This window comes from Sedimenticola thiotaurini (assembly GCF_001007875.1).
Lineage (GTDB): Bacteria > Pseudomonadota > Gammaproteobacteria > Chromatiales > Chromatiaceae > Sedimenticola > Sedimenticola thiotaurini.
This window is the reverse complement of record NZ_CP011412.1, coordinates 1,450,384-1,467,863: the sequence shown is the minus strand read 5'-3', so window position 1 is coordinate 1,467,863 and position 17,480 is coordinate 1,450,384. Positions and strand designations below refer to the sequence as shown.

Sequence of the window (17,480 nt, the reverse complement as noted above, 5' to 3'; positions counted from 1 at the left end):
GACTACTCCTGGGAGAGTTGCAGTCCGCCGCCAAGCAGCACCTGCAGTCTGTCATCTATCTCACACTGGAAATTTTCCGGGTCGGCCAGGGCGGGGACCTGGGTGATGATGATATGTCCCCCCTCTGACCGCACCTGTTTCAATAGGTCGGAATCACAGTTGGCCAGGGTGTGGCCGAGGATGATGAAGGCCTTTTCACGCTGTTTGATCAACTGCTCCAGCTGTTGCTCCAGAACTTCGGGCGTCGGGTCGGCCCAGGTCTCGAAACCGATCAGTTTGAAACCGTCAGTCAGGGACGCTTCACCCATGAATATCATGCGTGTTGGCGCAACTTGATCATCCACACTGTTCATTGAAACTCCGGTTTACAGTTTGTCCAGCAGCAGAATACTCATCACCAGACCGTAGATAGCGATACCTTCGGCCAGGCCCAGGTAGATCAGGGTACGCCCGAAGATCTCCGGTTTCTCCGCCAGCACGGCCAGAGAGGCGGCACCAATCGGGCCGACGGCGATGCCGGCCGCCACGGTACTGAATGCGGTGGGGATGCCCACGCCGATCAGGCCGAGCCCCATACCGAGGGAGATCTCGCCAGCCTCGGCTACCGCCGGTGCGGCGGCGGCTTCCTGGATGCCGAAAAAGACCAGCAGCGCCTGGGCGCCCACAAACAGCAGCAGGTTGCTGCCGATGGCCGGTTTGAACCAGCGGCGTCCGTTGATTCCCTTGCTGGGATGCAGCTCTATGAGTACCCCGGTGATGATGAGTCCCAGAATCCCCAGGGTCATCAGTGTGATCAGCCAATACATGATCTGCTCCTTGTGCCTAACAATAGATACGGTCGTGTTACTGTTCCGGCGGTCCTATTCCGCCCTGTTTTTTACCGGTTGGATGGACAAGTAACGCCCTGTCCCTCCGGATGCCTGTTGCCTGAAGAAAACCGCTTTACTTGACTCCCTGCAGTGAAAGTTTCAATGGTTTGAATTCGGTACCATCGCCGGAGAAGAAGCGGGAAAATCCCTCGTAATACTCCAGTCGCAGTGCCTGGATGGTCACAATGGCACCCTCCAGTATGAGAATAAACAGATTCCCCCCGACCACCATCAGCCAGTGACCGGTTCCGTCCATCATATCGGCCAGGGTGAACACCGCAATGGCCAGTGCCACGTGGTTCAGGCTGAAGGCCGCCACACGCAGGAATGACAGGGTGTTGGAGATGTAGCCGGTCAGGGTCTCGAAGGTCTCTATTGTGGCCACCAGCATACGTTCCCCCGGTGGTGCCTGGGTTTCGATCAGTTTGAACGCCAGCAGGGTCAGCAGGGTGAGGATACTGAGCGCGGCAGGCAGCCAGCCAAAACTGCCGCTCTGGTAAAGCTGATAGGTGCCCGCCAGCACGCTGAGATAGAGGGTGATACTGACCACGCCGTTGGTATCAAACAGGGCGTGGCTGATCTCCCCGGAAACCAACCGGTTATGGATATACAACAGGCTGATAATCACCATGAAGCCGATGCCCCAGAACAGCGCCATGCTGAGCATGTAGAGGGGATCCGACAGGGGTGGTATCCAGACCGCGTGAAACAGATGTTCGTAGCCGAACAGACTGCCGTACAACAGGCCGAACAGGCTGGCGGAAAGACCGGCACAGATGGCGAACGGAGTAAAACTCTTCAACTTTTTCCGGCCCAGCCAGGCGGCCAGGATGATCACCGCACCATGACCCACGTCACCGAACATCATGCCGAACATGGCGATGAACGAGAGGGCGAAGATCAAGGTCGGGTTGATCTCCCCGTAACGCGGCACGCCGTACTGCTTGACCAGCGAGGAGAAGGCGCTGGTCAGCCAGTTCACCGGCAGGCAGGTGGGTACTTCCCGGTGACGTGACCGGGGCGGTGTATCGGCGGTTATCTGAAACGGGCCGGAGAGTGCTTTGTACAGGGCAGACTCGACCCGTTGCAGTTCCCGTTCCGGTATCCAGCCGGAGATGATTGACAGCTGCCCCAGGTTGCGCGCCGCATCCCCCATCGCTACGTAGGGTTCCGCCAGGATCAACTGGTTGCGTGCCTGTTCCAGTTGGGCGCGTACCTCGTCGGCGCAGGCCTGCATCGATTGCTGGTGCTCGGTACGCTCCCGGGCAACGGTTTCCCTGCGCCGTTGCAGGTCTGAGCGGATCCGTTCCGGTTTGTCATGCAGCTCCGGGGGTATCTCCAGGGCATGGAATCCGGCCGTATCCATGACCGATCGAAGCTCCTTTACCCGCGCCCCCTTGATGCCGATGATGATGACATGGGTGTTGTTACTGTTCTCCAGATAGCTGAACAGCAGGTAATCGGCCAGGGCGATGGCTTCACGCAGTTTTGGTACATTGGCGCTGGGCAGCATGCCCACGTGCAGATCGAGAAACAGCCGCTCTCCCTGCAGCAGGGAGAGATCGATATTCAACGAGGCGAAGTTGTCCAGCGCCTGCTCCAGCTGATTGAGCATGTGCTCCTCGTCGGTGAGGCGCCGGAAATGTTCCTCGTAGGATGAGCAGCGTTCCCAGATCTCTCCCAGCCACTGGTTGGTGCTGCTCAGCTCCTGCTCACTTATCACCCGGGTAGGCGATATGGTGGTAACCGGTCCGAGTGGGATGTGGGACTCGATTTTCTGCAGTCTGGAACAGGCCTGGTGATAGATCTCCCGGTAATGTTCGCCGGGAATATCGGGGAAATATTCGTTGAACTCCTCCCGGTTGCTGGGACTGAAAACACCCAGTTCGGCCAGGGTGAGTGAAGCCCGGGGCAGGTCGTCAGCCAGCAGCTGGATCACAACCTGTTTCATGGCCAGGGGTTTAAACATTGGCATCCTCCCGGTCAAGGTCTGCGGCCTGGCGGATCACCGTCTCATCCAGCGCCAGTACCTGTCCCTGGAGTATGGCGAACACCCGTTGCAGATCCATCTCCCTCAGCATCATGTAGGCGAGGGTACGGGCCACGGCCGACGGACAGAAGTGCAGACAGTGTCGGGTCTGCTCATTGAGTGCCTCGGTCATGGCCAGCTCCACCTCCATGATTGAAGCTGCCCCTGACAGTTGACTGTCCAGCGGCGCCGGCAGTGCCTCCAGGATCCCCGTCAACTGCTGCATGTTGACCAGCTGTTTGAGCAGATCGGTATGGATGTGGCGTCCCGAGGGGATCATCAGGTAATAGGTTTCAGTGGGTGAGAGCTGGTAGTTGAGACGGTAACGCAGCAGCCAGGGCAGGTTCTGTCGATCGATCAGTGAGCCGATCAGTTTCAGCAGCGGTGATCGATCCGCCGGGTCGCAGCCCTGGGCATGTTTGAGCAGACCAGTGTAGTAGCGGAGATCGATGGTGGCGTCGAGGGAGAAGGATTCATTCTTCTCTTCATAAACCTGACGTGCCTGCCGGGCTATGGCCTCGTAGGGGGTGTTTTCAAGTCGCCGCAGCAGTTCGGGAACGTTCTCCGTGCGCAGCAGCTCTTCGTGGGGCAGGCTGATCAGGGACGGCAGAATATGCAGGCTCTCCCGGATCAGGTCATAGGGCAGGTTGTTCAGTTTGCCGCGGATCAGCGCCTTCAGGTTGTAAAGTTCAAATTTGCGCGACCAGTGGATCAGGGTCTCCCGTGCCGGACCATTCAGGGGCCTCAGCAGAATGGTCAGTTCGTTCATTAACTGGTTGATCAGACCCCGCTCGATACTCCGGTTCAAATTGGCCGGACTCAGGCCCCGGTCGCTGATTCCGCTCAGCCCGAACTGCTTCTCCAACTGCTGCAGGGGCGTGGCCAGAATCGCCGTAAAATCCTGCTCATCCATCAACTGCCCGGACATCACGGCAGCGCGGGTTTTCAGATAGGTTTGGCCGGAGGTGCTGGTCATCGGATTGCCGGTTACCCTTTAGCGACCCGTGTCGGGGTCGGTGAGCAGTTGAAAGGCCGCATCCAACGCTTCGTTTTCACGCTCTTCCGCCATGTTGCGCAGCTGCACATGGTGCTCGTCATAGCGTTTCTTCAGTTCGTTGTTGGTCTGTTGAGCCCGCTGTTCGGCTTTCTCGATGAATGACCTGTGCAGTTCCGGGATTCGCGCCTCAAAGCGCTCCTCCTCGGCACGGGCATCCTGAAGGGCGCTGCGGATAACCTGCTCGCGCTCTTTCTCCGCCTCCTGCACGATCGCCTCGGCTTTCTGTTCGGCGGCCAGCAGGCGTTGTAGTGTCTGATCCATAAGAAATCCCCCTGTTCTTAATTAATAGTTTATCAACTACCAATATTGTTGCTATTGCGTCAGGTCAGATGTTGGGGCTGTTTTGTCCGGTATCGGATCATATCAGGCGCTGGATATTCTGCCATACCGGAGCGTCATGCCGAGGTGGATTGAAACAGCGGTCACCCGGCCAGCCGATCCGGATTATTTGTGTTGTTGCACCGGGTGCCATCTGCGGGGCCGATTATGCGTAACAGATGGCTTGTTAATGACAGGGTTATCGGTTGTCAGCAGGGTCTATATAAGCCCCTGTTAAACCAGCTTGCATTGCCTCTGATTGCTCTACTAGAGTAGTTTTGAACAGTGTGTTGCAGCGCCGGCGACTGTTGCTGCCGACAGCAAGAAGGCTGTCTGGTTTTCCATCGACAGAGATGAGGAAGAGTGGATATGGGCACGATGAAGGAGATTGTTCTTTTGAGCGCGGTTCGCACGGCAGTGGGCAGTTATGGTGGCGGACTGAAGAGTGTTCCGGTGGTGGATTTGGCGACCACTGTGGTACGCGCCGCCGTGGAGCGTGCCGGTGTGCTGCCCGCTGATGTGGGGCATACCGTCATGGGACATGTGATTCATACCGAGCCCCGGGATATGTATATCTCCCGTTACGCCTCGGTGACCGGTGGTCTGCCGGTGGATACGCCGGCGTTCACGGTGAACCGGCTCTGCGGCAGCGGCCTGCAGGCGATTGTCTCCGCTACCCAGCAGATCGAGACCGGCCAATGTGATGTTGCGGTGGCCGGTGGCGCGGAGAACATGAGTCGTGCCGGCTATCTGATGCCCAGTCTGCGTTGGGGGGCACGCATGAGTGATGCCCAGATGGTGGATATGATGGTGGGGGCCCTGAACGATCCGTTCGAGGGGATCCACATGGGGGTGACGGCGGAGAATATCGCCGAGAAGTGGGGTATCAGCCGGGAAGAGCAGGATGCGTTGGCGGTGGAGTCTCACCGGCGGGCGGCCCAGGCCTGGGAGAAGGGCTATTTCAACGATCAGATTGTCCCCGTTGAGCTGAAGAGCCGGAAAGGCACCACGCTGTTTGAACGGGACGAACATTTCCGCGCCGATGCCACCATCGAGGGTATGGGAAAGCTGCGCCCGGTATTCAAGAAGGATGGCACGGTGACGGCAGGTAACGCATCCGGTCTGAATGATGCCGCCTCTGCCGTGGTGGTGGCCAGCGCCGAGTATGCGCAGGCGAAAGGTCTCAAGCCGCTGGCCCGGTTGGTCGGGTATGCCCACGCCGGTTGTGAACCGGCCTATATGGGTATCGGGCCGGTGCCTGCGGTGAAACGGCTGCTGGCCCAGACCGGCCTCAGTGTGGCGGATTTTGATGTGCTGGAGGTTAACGAGGCGTTCGCCGCCCAGGCGATTGCGGTGTGCCGTGATCTGGGTCTGTCGGCGGATCGCACCAATCCCAATGGCAGCGGTATCTCCCTGGGCCATCCGATCGGCGCCACCGGCAGTATTGTGACCACCAAGGCGCTGCATGAACTGCACCGTATTGGCGGCCGCTATGCCCTGGTGACCATGTGTATCGGTGGCGGCCAGGGGATCGCGGCCGCTTTTGAACGGATCTGAGCCCCTGGCCGGTCTGGTCAGCTGTCAATGGGCCCCATCGCCGGCATGCGTTTCGATAATAAAACCGGGCCGGGTTGTGGGTTCATCTCGAGTTATTGCCGGTTCCCCTGGCTGGTGTATGAAATGATCAATGGTGGGATGCAGGTTTCATGAGCGGGCTGGATCTGGGCAGTATTATCGACTGGACCGGCCTGTTCGGTATCGCGGTGTTCGCCGTCTCCGGTTCGCTGGAGGCGGCCAGGAAGGAGATGGATATACTGGGCTTCCTGCTGATCGGTTGTGTCACCGGGCTTGGCGGCGGCACACTGCGGGATCTGCTGCTGGGCGCCACCCCGGTTTACTGGATAGAGCGGCCGGAGATGGTGATGATCTGTCTGGTCGCGTCGGTGGCCACCTATTTCCTGGCCCCCCTGCTGACCTCCCGTTACCGGGCGCTGGTCTGGATGGACGCCATCGGACTCTCCACGTTCTGCATCACCGGCACCGCCATTGCGATGGCCCATGGCGCATCACCCCTGATCGCGGTCTGCATGGGGGTTATGAGCGCCACTTTTGGTGGGATCATTCGTGACGTGCTCTGTGCCGAGAGCCTGATCCTCTCTTCCCGGGAGCTCTATGTGACCACCGCGGTTGCCGGTGCCACCGCCTATCTGTTGCTGCAACTGGTGAATGTGGGGGAGATGATCGCCACTCTGGGGGCGTTTTCGATCGCTTTCGGTCTGCGGACCGCGGCCATTTTATTCGGCCTGAAGTTGCCCCAATACCGGCGGCCCGCCGGCTGAACCGGACCGGCTCTGTCACACCAGTCGTTTCGGCTCCTCGTCACCAAGCTGGTACAGCTTGGCCGCTATTCCCATGCTGAAGATGGAGAAATTCTCCACATCGCCCCACTCATCGGCGGAACCCATCTCCTTCTCCTGCTGATCCAGCACCACCCGGATGCGATAGCGCCCCTGCTGGCGTTGTGCCGGTGGATTGACCTCAGCGGTAACGTAGAGACAGGGCTCCTGGGCCCCTTCATCGATCAACGCCATGATATAGCGATACTCGGCGGGATCATCGCTCTTGATGTCGCCCAGAATATTGACCAGAAAAGAGCCGAGTTGGTAGCGTCTCAGGGGAACGGCGGTATGGATATGGGGAGCTGGCATACTGCGAATCTCGTGGCTGGTGATTAATGATCGGTGGTAAGCGGTTTTTATTGTGCTCCATGATAGCCGATGCTGCATTCGTGTCCAGAACAGGCTGCCGTATCCGGCTAGTCTGGGGCTGGTGAAAGAATTACCATGTTATTCTGGTCCTTATATCCATAGCACCCCATAAACCGCCGCCTGGCGCGCAGCTGAGCCGCCCGTAACCCGGATGATTTCCCATGACAGCCATGAGTCAATTTCGTTGGATTTTAATACTTACCCTGATCCTGCTGCCCCTGGTGGTCCAGGCTGATCGTATCGAGGGGCGGTTTAATGGATTGGGTTGCGCATCGAAAGGGAAACTGTGCCCAATCGACAAGGACGATCCCCATGTGCTGCTGGAGCGTGATTTTGTCGTCCAGACGGCGGATGGCAACTACTTCTACGTAACCAATATCGACTGGAAAACCAAACTGAAATACGTCTTGAAGTTGGTCCGGGTGGAAGGCAGGTTCAGTGACCGATTGTCGGCCATTGTGGCCGACGAGTTGTGGGTCAAAAAGGTGGACGGGTATCACCTTGAGTGGAGTCTGGAAATGGTCCGGGAGAAGCACCGGAAGGCTCGGCTTGAGCAGTAAGGTCCAGGTCCCAGGGGAGAGGTGATGAATTCTCCGCTGGTAGCAGGAGTGGGCGTCTTCCGCCAGGGAATCCCCGGGGCCGGACAGATTATTCTGTCGATTCAGGCGTTTGGTTTCAGGTAGCGCTGTTCCAGATAGCTTATGATCTCGTCCGATTCATACAACCACTGAGTGTCACCCTGGTCATTGTCAATTCTCAGGCAGGGGACTTTGATCTCCCCACCGCCGGACAGCAGTTCATTGCGGTATTGTGGATCTCTCTTGGCGTCCCGGGTCTCTATTTGCAGACTGTTTCGCTTCAGGAAACGGCGTACCTTGACGCAGAATGGACAGGCCTGGAACTGATACAGGGACAGATGGGCGGTCTGCTGATTCAGGGCGGCCTGTTGTTCCGGTGGACGCTTGACTCCACCTGGCGTTGTAAGCCAATCGATCAGCAGTATCAGTCGTCCAAGAATCCAGCGCACAATTGCCATTCGGTACTCCGGTCAAAATTACTTGAGCGCGGCATCCTACCATGTGATCCAACGATAATAACCATAAATTATTCAAGTTATTAATCCTGGTATCCCGGCACGGTTCGGGCCGCTGAAAAACCACCTGTCCTATGGGATTTTAACCTGTTACCGATGGGGTTGGGCGCGCATTTATGGAAGCAGTTGCCTATGGTTCGTGGTAATCTTTCCGCAGCAACCCCGGCAGAACCAGGCGGAAACCATCGAAAGTTCAAGTCGGACAGTCCGGCCGTTCAGCAAGAGTCTCCGGTAGGATGATAACCCGCCAGTTTAAGGGAGTGCACGGAGAGAGACGGCATGCCAGATTTCTTAACTTAATGGATAGTGTGAATACAGATCAGCCCGCTGTTTCCAGACAGACCGTGGCCCTCGCCAAAACCGAACTGACCAGTTTGAAGCGGATGACTCTGCTCGGTGGTGTAGCGGCCTTTCTTGCTGTACTGGTTGTGGCCACCTATCTGTACAACGCCCTGGAACGGGAGGCGATCGGGCACTGGCAGGAGCACAATCAGCCGCTGGCTGCGGCATTGGCGGGCCGGATTGACCAGGAGATGAATAAGGCCAGTCGGGCGCTCCGCCTGGTGGCGGATCTGCCGATGTTCCAGGAATCCCTTGATCCCGACCGGATTGATCATGGGATAGGTGGTGTTCCCGAAAGCGCAGAACCGGAACGACGTCGAATACTGCGGCGGTTTCTCAACGAATACAGCGATTTTTCCGTACTCTTTCTGCTTGCCCCGGATGGTGAACACTATCTTGCCGAGCCCTATTATGTGCAGCGTTCCATCACCAAGCACAATATGCGCGATCGGCCCTATTTCCAGGAGACACTGCGCACCGCCGACACGGTGATTTCCAACAGCTACCTGGGTGCCGACGGCCAACTTGCCGTTGCCATCAATACGCCGGTGCGCAACCGTGACGGGCAGATGATCGCCCATCTCGGCGGGGTGTTTCACCTGGAACGCCTGTCGCGGCTGATCCAGCAGTTTGCCACCTCCTCCTTCGACGAGATGTTTCTGCTCGATGAACGGGGGAACCTGCTGGCCCACAGCGATCCGGGTTGGCTTTTACCAGATCGCTGGGAGACGTTTCAACAACGTCCTGTGGTACGGCAACTGAAGGCTTCCCTCCACCCGGGACAACCCGATGACTCCGGTTATCGACGCTTCACCAACCCGGACAGTACCATCAGCTACCTCGGTTACAGCATACCTGTAGTCTCCGGCTGGCAGATGGTGGTGCTGCGTAACGAGGAGACCCTGCTAGGTAAGATCCAGAACCGTTCCCGGGCCATAATCGCCACAACGGTGTTTATCCTGATCACCATTGCGGTGATCGGGCTCGCCATTGTCAACGGCGTGGGCAGGCGTTGGCAGGAGGCGGAGATTGCCCTGCGGACGGCCAAGTATCAATTGGAAGAGGAGGTGGATGCCCGCACCCAGGAGCTGGTCAGCTCGCATGAACATATTGAACTGTTGCTGGCCTCAACCGGTGCCGGCATTTTTGGCATTGACCTGGAGGGACAGTTTACTTTCTGTAACCGTGCCTGTGTCGAAACACTGGGCTACTCCGACGACGAGAATCTGCTGGGGAAGGGGCTGACCGATGTTATCAGTCAGCGCGCCGCTGATGATAGCGCCTATGCAGAAGACCAGTCGCCCATTTTGACCGCGATGCGTGAAGATACCCGGGTCTATCGGGAGCACGAGATTTTCTGCGCAGCCAACGGTAAGTGCATACCTGTGGAGTACCGGGCTTATCCGATGCGTCACCAGGGTAAGGTGATTGGTGCAGTGGTGGCTTTCAATGACATCACAGTACGCATCAATGCCCAGCGTGCACGGGAAGAGAGCGATGCCCGCTTCTATTCACTGTTTGCCCAGTCCAGTGATGCAATTTTCCTGTTCAATACCGTATCCGGTTATTTTATTGATGCCAACCAGGCGGCGGAAAAGCTGACCGGTCGTTCGGTAGAGGAGTTGACCTCCCTGACCATCCCCGATATCTGTCCAACGGCTGACTGTGGAGGACTGGATCACGCCTTGCAGACAAACACCACCCACGACCTGGGGAATGTAGTGTTCAGCCATCTGGATGGAACTGAACGGTATGCCCGGCTGAGCGTGGTTCCCCTGGCGGATGGCATGGTGTTCGGAATCGCCCATGACATTACAGAAAAGCTCGCTGCTGAGCAGGCCCTGAGAAAGAGTGAAGGACAGCTGCGGGCACTTTCCGAGGCGGCGTTTGAGGCCATATTCATATCCGAGAACGGTATCTGCCTGGGACAGAACCGGGCCGCAGAGAAGATGTTTGGTTACCCCCTGGAAGAGGCGATCGGTAAGCCCGCCATAGAGTGGGTGGGGCCGGAATACCGGGAGCTGGTCCGGCAGAGAATGGCGTCCGGTACGACCGAACCTTACGAGATAGTGGCGTTACGCAAGGATGGCTCCACCTTCCCGGCGGAGGTTCGCGGACGCGATATGCTTTACCAGGATCGGATGGTCCGGTTTACCGCCCTGCAGGACATCACCGAGCGCCGTAACGTGGAGCTGAGTCTTAAACATACCAATACGCTCCTGCATGCTGTGATTGACCAGGCCCCTTTTGCCATCATGTTGGCGGAGGGAACGAACCAGGACTGGAACGTGACCCTGGTCAATCAGGAGATCCAGCGTATCACCGGCGTGTCGGATGAACAGCAGCAGAAAATTCGCTATGTCCAAGGTGAACTGATCAATACGGAGTCCCGAACCTGGCAGATGGAGGAGCCCGATGGTCGTGTGCTGGATGTGCGGGAGACACCGCTGGTGCGGGCCATGGTGGAAGAGCATGCTACCCGCAGTAAAGAGGTCATTTTCCGCCGGGCGGATGGTTCGGAGACCTACGTACTGGCTAACGCCTCACCAATCTATGGGGATGACGGACGCCAGATTGCCGCCATCTTCACCTCGGCGGATATTACGGAGCATAAACAGACAGAAGAGACCATTCGCACCCTCTCCCAGGCCATGGAGCAGAGCCCGGTTTCCATCGTGATCACCGATCTGGACGGCCGGATCGAATATGTCAACCGGGGGTTTGAACGCACATCCGGTTATACGGCGGTAGAGGCTCAGGGACAGCACACCAGCATCCTGTCATCGGGCAAAACCAAACCGGAGGTCTACACAGATCTGTGGAACACGATTCAGAGCGGACAGTCCTGGCAGGGCGAGTTCCAGAACCGGCGCAAGGACGGTTCCCTGTTCTGGGAGTATGCCCATATCTCGCCCATTTTTGATGGTCAGGGGCGCATCCGGCACTACCTGGGTGTGAAAGAGGATGTCACGCTGCGTAAGGTTCAGGAGGAGAAGATTCTGCACCAGGCCCATTATGACAGCCTGACCGGGCTGCCAAACCGGTTCCTGGCCCTGGACCGCTTATCCCAGATTGTCCGTACGGCGCAACGGGAAAATCACCTCTCCGCGGTACTGTTCCTGGATCTGGATGACTTCAAGAAAGTGAATGACACCCTTGGTCATGAAGTGGGTGACCAGGTTATCGAAGAGGCGGCGCACCGGGTAAGGGAGTCGATCCGGGAAAATGATACTGTCGGTCGATTGGGTGGTGATGAGTTTATTGTGTTGCTCGCCCATCTGCATGAGCGGGTTGATGCCCAGCGGGTGGCAGAGAAGATCCTCTCGGCATTTCGTACGGTCTTCAAACTGGGGGATCGGGAGATCCTGCTGACCGCCAGTATCGGTATCGCCATCTATCCGGACGATGGTGATACATCCAAGATCCTGCTGCGCAATGCCGATACTGCCATGTATCACTCCAAGTCACTGGGACGCAATGCATTCAATTTCTACACCGACTCCATGAACCAGGATGTATCGCGGCGGGTAGAGCTGGAGGAGCAGCTGTATACCGCCTTGCAGAATGATGAGTTCTATCTGCTGTTCCAACCTATTGTGAACATCCACTCCCAGGTGATTGTCGGTGTCGAGGCACTGCTGCGCTGGAAGAATGCTAAGCTGGGCGAAGTGCCTCCGGTCGAGTTTATCGAGGTTGCCGAACGTACTGGACGTATCGTGGAGATCGGTGATTACGTGTTGCGGAAAGCGATACAGCAGGCAGCTTACTGGCGCGATGAAAAGGGGCAGACATTCCGGGTTGCGGTCAACGTATCACCGGTGCAGCTGAAGGACAGGGCGTTCCTGGTCCGACTGGAAAACATCCTTACAGAGTATGGATTGCCGGGTGATTTTCTGGAAATCGAGGTGACCGAGAATGTCCTGTTAAGTGATCGGATCGACTCGGTGGAGATTCTTAACGGCCTGCGTAATATGGGGGTCGCCCTCTCCATGGATGACTTTGGTACCGGTTACTCTTCGCTCAGCTATCTGCGCCATTACCACTTCGACACCCTCAAAATCGATCGCAGTTTTGTCCGTGATATCACCACTGATCTGGATGACAGGGAGCTGGTGGTGGCGACCATCTCCATGGCCCGGAGTCTTGGGCTGAAGGTCATCGCGGAAGGGGTGGAGACTGTTCAGCAACTGGCTATTTTGCAGGCTGAGGAGTGTGATTTTGCACAGGGCTACTACTTCAGCAAGCCCATCAGTGCCAGCTCTCTGGAGCGGCTTTTTATTAATAAACAGTAGGGTTCAACCTGAATGACAGAGAGTGTGCCGGTAGCGGTCGCCGCTGCCGGTTCGGAAGGCGGGAGATAACAGCGTTGTGTTGATAGAGATCGTACAGGCCGACCTGGCCCAACCCCGCCATGCCGGGGCGTTGCTCGAACTGCTGGATGCCTACGCCCGGGATCCCATGGGTGGCGGTCAGCCACTGTCCGGGTTTACACGGAAAAACCTGGTGACGGAGTTACGCAAGCGCAGCGCAGCGGTGAGCTTCCTGGCCTTTGCCGATGGGCAGCCGGTGGGATTGGTCAACTGTTTTGAAGGTTTCTCGACGTTCAGGTGCCGGCCGTTACTCAATATCCACGATGTGGTGGTACTGGATGGTTACCGTGGCCAGGGGATTGCCCGGCGGTTGCTGGAGCGGGTGGAAGCCCACGCCCGGGAGCGCGGCTGCTGCAAGCTCACCCTGGAGGTGCTGGCCGGGAACCGGCGGGCGCGTTCGGTCTATCAACAGGCCGGTTTTTCCGGCTATGAACTGGATCCGTCCACGGGGCAGGCGCTGTTCTGGGAGAAGTCGCTGGAGTGATCCGGCAGGGGAGTGTCACCCCAGGCTGTACTGTTCAATGGCGCAACAGGTCGAATGGCAGCACCTCCACCAGCTCTCCCGGCTGGATGTTGCTGCTCTCTTCCGGGAGCCGGATCAGGCAGTTGCCGCTGCTCATGGAGCTGAGTACCCCGGAGCCCTGGCGTCCCCAGCTGTTTACCACCAGTTCACCCCGCTCATCCAGGGACAGGAGGCCGCGCTGGAACTCGGTGCGTCCCGGTAGTTTACGTAAAGCTGATCCCGCCCTGACCCGCAACCGGAGCTCCGGTTGTTCGCGTCTGCCCTGCAGACGCTGGATAGCGGGCCGGGCAAACTGCAGAAAGGTGATCATGACCGCCACCGGATTGCCCGGTAGTCCGAAAAAGCAGGCGTCACCCATGTGGGCGAAGGTGAGCGGTCGCCCCGGTTTGATCGCCACTTTGGCGAAGTGAATCTCGCCCAGTTGCCGGATGGTATCGGCAATGAAATCGGCCTCACCCACGGAGATGCCACCGGAGGTGAGCACCAGGTCGGCCGTTCGGGCCGCCTGCTGCACGGCTTCCCGGATCGCGTCTGCCCGGTCCGGTATCACACCCATATCGATTAGATCGGCACCCAGTTCAGTCAGCATGCCGAACAGGGTGTAGCGGTTGCTGTCATAGATCTGCCCCTCCTCCAGGGGCTGACCGATACTGCGGATTTCGTCACCACTGGAAAAGAAGGCGACCCGTACCCGCCGCCGCACCGCCACCTCGGGAATACCCAGGGAGGCCAGCAGACCCAGCTGGGCCGGACCGATCTCGTCACCGTTATCCAGAATCACGGCGTCGGCCTGGATGTCCTCACCGGCCTGACGTACGTTGGCGCCGGGTTTGGTGCGGTCATCAATAATGGCGTCGTCGCCATCCCGCTCCACCCACTCCTGCATAATGACGGTATCGGCGGCCTCCGGCACCTTGGCGCCGGTCATGATACGGATGCACTCGCCCCGCTTCAGTGCGCCCTGGTAGGGCTGCCCGGCAAAAGCGCTGCCAACCACCTTGAGCCGTTGTGTTCCATCCGCCGGAATATCCTCGCCCCGCAGGGCGTAACCATCCATGGCGGAGTTCCGGTAGGCGGGCACATTGATCGGTGAGGTGACAGGACGGGCCAGGACTCGCCCCAGGGCGTTACGCAGAGGAACCGCTTCCACACCCTCCACCGGCCGGACCCGGGTCAGGATCATCTGCAGCGCGTCGTCGGCACTGATCGAGCTGTCAATGCTGTCCATGCAGCTTTCGATGGAGTTGTTATTGCTATCGGTCATGGTCGGTTTCCAGGCTCTTGTCAGGAAAATATGTGCAGGTGGCAGGTTAAATTACCGGATTATGGAACTGTAGATCAATTCAATCGGCCTGCATGGCCGATGACCATACCACCCGGGGCCTCGGCAGACCCTAAATTTTGATGCCGCGCCAACGGAGGAACCCGGAGACGATGATGCCGGCGACAAAGGCGATACCCATGTTGGCGGTGGCCAGGCTGATGCCGGCAATCAACAGGATAATGAAAAGTTCCTGGCGCTCCCGCACGTCCCTGATCAGTAGTGCCAGCTCCAGTCCGGCGAACAGCAGCAGCACACCCAGTACTGCGTTGGGAATGGTTGACAGCAGGCCCACACCGATGCCGCCGAAAGCCAGGGCGATCAGGATAAACAGCAGACCCAGCATGATATTGGAACCGCCGGTACGGGCGCCAAAGCGATAATGGGCCGCCAGGCCGCCGGCGCCGTGACAGAGCGGCATGGCCGCCATGAGACCGACGCACAGGTTGATCAACCCCATGCCGAGCGAAAAGCTGCGGTTTGAGACCCGCGCCGTGGCGGAGCCGCTGCCAAACAGATTCCGGGCGGTATCGCTGGTGCCAATGACGGCGTTGCCGATGGTGAGCGGCAGCTGTGGTATCACCAGCAGGAACAGGGCCGTGGTAAAGTCATTCACTCCCGGTATCACCAGATCCATGGCGGTGGGGCCGAACTCCCAGTGTAAATCATGCAAAGAACCGAACGGCAGGGCGACGGCGATGCCGGCGATCACCACCATCAGGGCGGCAGGATAGCGCCGGCTGTTGAGCAGGCAGAGCACCAGCGCCAGGGCTGCCAGTCCGAGCAGGGGATTCAGCGGTATGCTCCCCAGGCTGATGCTGTGGCTGCTTCCCGGCAGCAGTTCCGGCCGATTGATCAACTCCAGTCCCTTGATCATCAGGATGAATCCCAGTCCCAGCTGGATGCCACGCACGATCGGCCGGGTGAAGAGCCGGGCCAGCCTGTCGATCAGTCCGGTGAAAGCGAGTACCAGCAGTGCGCCACCAAACAGCACTCCGGTAGCAGCTATCACCGGTATGGTTATCTTCTCTGGAAAGGCGATGGCGATGGCGGAGACCAGCTTGAGGGGTTGTACCGGGATCGGCAGTCGGTAATAGAGACCGGCGATCAGATAAAACAGGCCGACCCAGAGAAATACGGCACTGAAACTCAGTCCATTGATGGTTATCAGGCCGATGGCAAGGGGTATCAGGGTTCCCAGGTCGCCCAGGGAGCCGGCAAATTCAACCCGGTCGAAACGGTATGAGCCTGACTGCATGGGCCGTGATCCTGACTGCTCTCTGTTATGGGGTTAATCCGGCAGTTTTCTCTCACCCGGATAGCCAATGGTTATCTATCCAGAACGCCGGATCTGCTCATGGAAACTGTTTGCTGATGCGCTCCTTCTCCAGATCAATGATGCCGGGCGGATAGTTGTTCTGCAGTGGCTTGGTGGTTAACTCGCCGTCATACAGGTGAATATGGCGATTCAGCCTGAGCTTGCCGGTCTGGGGTTCATGGCTGGTATAGACCACACCGATCTGCTGTTGCTGTAGCTGATTGATCAGGTCGTAACTGATCTCCCGCGAACGCTTGTCCAGGTTGGAAACCGGTTCGTCCAGCAGCATCAGGCGTGGCGAGATCGCCCAGGCGCGGGCGATGGCCACCCGCTGTTTCTCGCCCCCGGAGAGTTCCTGACAGTTACGCTCGGCCAGGTGTTCCAGGGAGATCAGCTCCAGTGCCTCGGCTACCCGGGAGCGAATCGCCCGGCGAGCCATTTTTTTCCGTTTCAGACCGTAGGCGATATTGTCCGAAACCGAACTGTCAAACAGATAGGGTTGCTGGTGCAGGTAACAGACCTGCTCCCGCAGGTAGTGGTAAGTTTGCCGCCAGTTGCGCTGTTTGCCTTCGATCTCAAACCTCACCTGGCCGGGCTTCAGCAAGCCGGCCAGGATCCGTAACAGGGTGGTTTTGCCGGAGCCGTTCTGGCCGGTCAGCAGGATCAGTTCGCCGCTGCGGAACTCCAGTGAAAGATCCTTCAGTATGGTGCGCTCACCCCGATTGAAAGTGAGGTGCTGCAACTTCAGCCAGGGGTTGGCGCTGGTCACTGGACTACCTCCCCTTTGCCCTGTAGCTGACCGAGCAGGATATTCAGGAACAGCGCCATGAACAGCAGCACCATGCCGAGAGCGATACCCTCGGCAAAACTCCCCTTGCTGGTCTCCAGGGCGATAGCGGTGGGGATATTGCGGGTGTAATTGAGAATATTCCCCCCCAGCATCATGGAACTGCCCACTTCGGCAATAATGCGACCAAAGCTGGCCAACAGTGCGCCGACCAGACCGAAACGGGTCTCATGCAGAATGGTCAGGAGTGCCCGGAAAGGCGTGGCGCCCAGGGTCAGGGCTGTCTCCCAGGCGCGCCGATCGGAAGCCTGCAGAGCGGAGTGGGCCATGGCCACCAGCAGGGGAAAACAGAGACACACCTGGCCGATGATCATGGCGTCCTGGGTAAACAGCAGTCGCCAGGCGCCCAGCGGTCCCGCCTTGGAGAGCAGGATATAGAGTGTCAGGCCGACCACCACCGCCGGGATGGAGAGGGCGGTGTTGAATATGGAGACCAGCAGCCGTCGGCCGGGAAAACTGAAGTAGGCCAGAAAAAAGGCGGTCAATATACCGAAGGGGGCAGCATAGAGCAGGGCACGCACTGAGACGCTGAAAGAGATACCGATAATGGTCCAGAGCGAACTATCCCCGGTAAACAGCAGATAGAGAGCCTGGTAACTTGCAGCGCCCAGTGATTCCATGAATG

16 protein-coding genes are annotated in these 17,480 nt (G+C 58.2%); 5 read left to right on the top strand and 11 right to left on the bottom strand.

What is annotated here, in order from left to right; translation table 11 throughout:
* Positions 1 to 2: 2 nt before the first annotated feature.
* The 5 genes from AAY24_RS06595 to AAY24_RS06575 all read right to left on the bottom strand — a co-directional run bounded on the left by AAY24_RS06595 (position 3) and on the right by AAY24_RS06575 (position 4,216).
* Positions 3 to 353, bottom strand: a complete 351-nt coding sequence (locus AAY24_RS06595) for a V-type ATP synthase subunit F (RefSeq protein WP_046859013.1) — start codon at positions 351 to 353, stop codon at positions 3 to 5.
* Between the two features lie 12 nt (positions 354 to 365).
* Positions 366 to 806, bottom strand: a complete 441-nt coding sequence (locus AAY24_RS06590; protein WP_046859012.1) for an ATP synthase subunit C — start codon at positions 804 to 806, stop codon at positions 366 to 368.
* A gap of 136 nt (positions 807 to 942) precedes the next feature.
* The gene (locus AAY24_RS06585) at positions 943 to 2,838 is read right to left on the bottom strand and encodes a V-type ATP synthase subunit I (protein ID WP_046859011.1); all 1,896 of its coding nucleotides are present in this window, start codon (positions 2,836 to 2,838) and stop codon (positions 943 to 945) included.
* The gene (locus tag AAY24_RS06580) at positions 2,831 to 3,874 is read right to left on the bottom strand and encodes a V-type ATPase subunit (protein ID WP_046859010.1); all 1,044 of its coding nucleotides are present in this window, start codon (positions 3,872 to 3,874) and stop codon (positions 2,831 to 2,833) included. Before AAY24_RS06580 ends, AAY24_RS06585 begins: the two co-directional genes overlap by 8 nt.
* Before the next feature lie 18 nt (positions 3,875 to 3,892).
* On the bottom strand, positions 3,893 to 4,216 hold the full coding sequence (locus AAY24_RS06575; RefSeq protein WP_046859009.1) for an ATPase: 324 nt from the start codon (positions 4,214 to 4,216) through the stop codon (positions 3,893 to 3,895).
* 426 nt (positions 4,217 to 4,642) lie between these two features.
* Here AAY24_RS06575 and AAY24_RS06570 point away from each other — a divergent pair, with 426 nt between their 5' ends.
* Positions 4,643 to 5,830, top strand: coding sequence for an acetyl-CoA C-acyltransferase family protein (locus AAY24_RS06570; protein WP_046859008.1), 1,188 nt, complete (start codon positions 4,643 to 4,645; stop codon positions 5,828 to 5,830).
* A gap of 149 nt (positions 5,831 to 5,979) precedes the next feature.
* Positions 5,980 to 6,612: a trimeric intracellular cation channel family protein gene (locus AAY24_RS06565; protein WP_046859007.1), complete on the top strand. Its 633-nt coding sequence runs from the start codon at positions 5,980 to 5,982 to the stop codon at positions 6,610 to 6,612.
* A gap of 15 nt (positions 6,613 to 6,627) precedes the next feature.
* Here the strand turns inward: AAY24_RS06565 and AAY24_RS06560 are convergent, their stop codons facing one another.
* Positions 6,628 to 6,981, bottom strand: a complete 354-nt coding sequence (locus AAY24_RS06560) for a hypothetical protein (RefSeq protein WP_046859006.1) — start codon at positions 6,979 to 6,981, stop codon at positions 6,628 to 6,630.
* Between the two features lie 230 nt (positions 6,982 to 7,211).
* On the opposite strand from AAY24_RS06560, the gene AAY24_RS06555 reads away from it, so the two are divergent.
* The gene (locus tag AAY24_RS06555) at positions 7,212 to 7,601 is read left to right on the top strand and encodes a hypothetical protein (RefSeq protein ID WP_199930511.1); all 390 of its coding nucleotides are present in this window, start codon (positions 7,212 to 7,214) and stop codon (positions 7,599 to 7,601) included.
* Positions 7,602 to 7,702: 101 nt separating this feature from the next.
* Here AAY24_RS06555 and AAY24_RS06550 read toward each other — a convergent pair whose 3' ends face one another.
* Positions 7,703 to 8,077, bottom strand: coding sequence for a glutaredoxin family protein (locus AAY24_RS06550; RefSeq protein WP_046859004.1), 375 nt, complete (start codon positions 8,075 to 8,077; stop codon positions 7,703 to 7,705).
* A 365-nt stretch (positions 8,078 to 8,442) separates the two neighbouring features.
* On the opposite strand from AAY24_RS06550, the gene AAY24_RS18450 reads away from it, so the two are divergent.
* Positions 8,443 to 12,768 carry a PAS domain S-box protein gene (locus AAY24_RS18450; RefSeq protein WP_199930510.1) on the top strand — a complete coding sequence of 1,442 codons (4,326 nt, stop codon included), beginning with the start codon at positions 8,443 to 8,445 and terminating at the stop codon, positions 12,766 to 12,768.
* A 76-nt stretch (positions 12,769 to 12,844) separates the two neighbouring features.
* Positions 12,845 to 13,330, top strand: a complete 486-nt coding sequence (locus AAY24_RS06540) for a GNAT family N-acetyltransferase (protein ID WP_335337218.1) — start codon at positions 12,845 to 12,847, stop codon at positions 13,328 to 13,330.
* 34 nt (positions 13,331 to 13,364) lie between these two features.
* On the opposite strand, the gene moeA is transcribed toward AAY24_RS06540, so the two are convergent.
* From moeA to AAY24_RS06520, 4 genes are all read right to left on the bottom strand, one after another.
* Positions 13,365 to 14,633: a molybdopterin molybdotransferase MoeA gene (moeA, locus tag AAY24_RS06535; protein ID WP_046859003.1), complete on the bottom strand. Its 1,269-nt coding sequence runs from the start codon at positions 14,631 to 14,633 to the stop codon at positions 13,365 to 13,367.
* A 130-nt stretch (positions 14,634 to 14,763) separates the two neighbouring features.
* Positions 14,764 to 15,948, bottom strand: a complete 1,185-nt coding sequence (locus AAY24_RS06530; protein ID WP_046859002.1) for a putative sulfate/molybdate transporter — start codon at positions 15,946 to 15,948, stop codon at positions 14,764 to 14,766.
* A gap of 97 nt (positions 15,949 to 16,045) precedes the next feature.
* Positions 16,046 to 16,777: an energy-coupling factor ABC transporter ATP-binding protein gene (locus tag AAY24_RS06525; RefSeq protein ID WP_052761104.1), complete on the bottom strand. Its 732-nt coding sequence runs from the start codon at positions 16,775 to 16,777 to the stop codon at positions 16,046 to 16,048.
* A complete protein-coding gene (locus tag AAY24_RS06520) occupies positions 16,774 to 17,475 on the bottom strand; it encodes an ABC transporter permease (RefSeq protein WP_046859001.1) in 702 nt (233 codons plus the stop codon). Before AAY24_RS06520 ends, AAY24_RS06525 begins: the two co-directional genes overlap by 4 nt.
* Between the last annotated feature and the right edge of the window lie 5 nt (positions 17,476 to 17,480).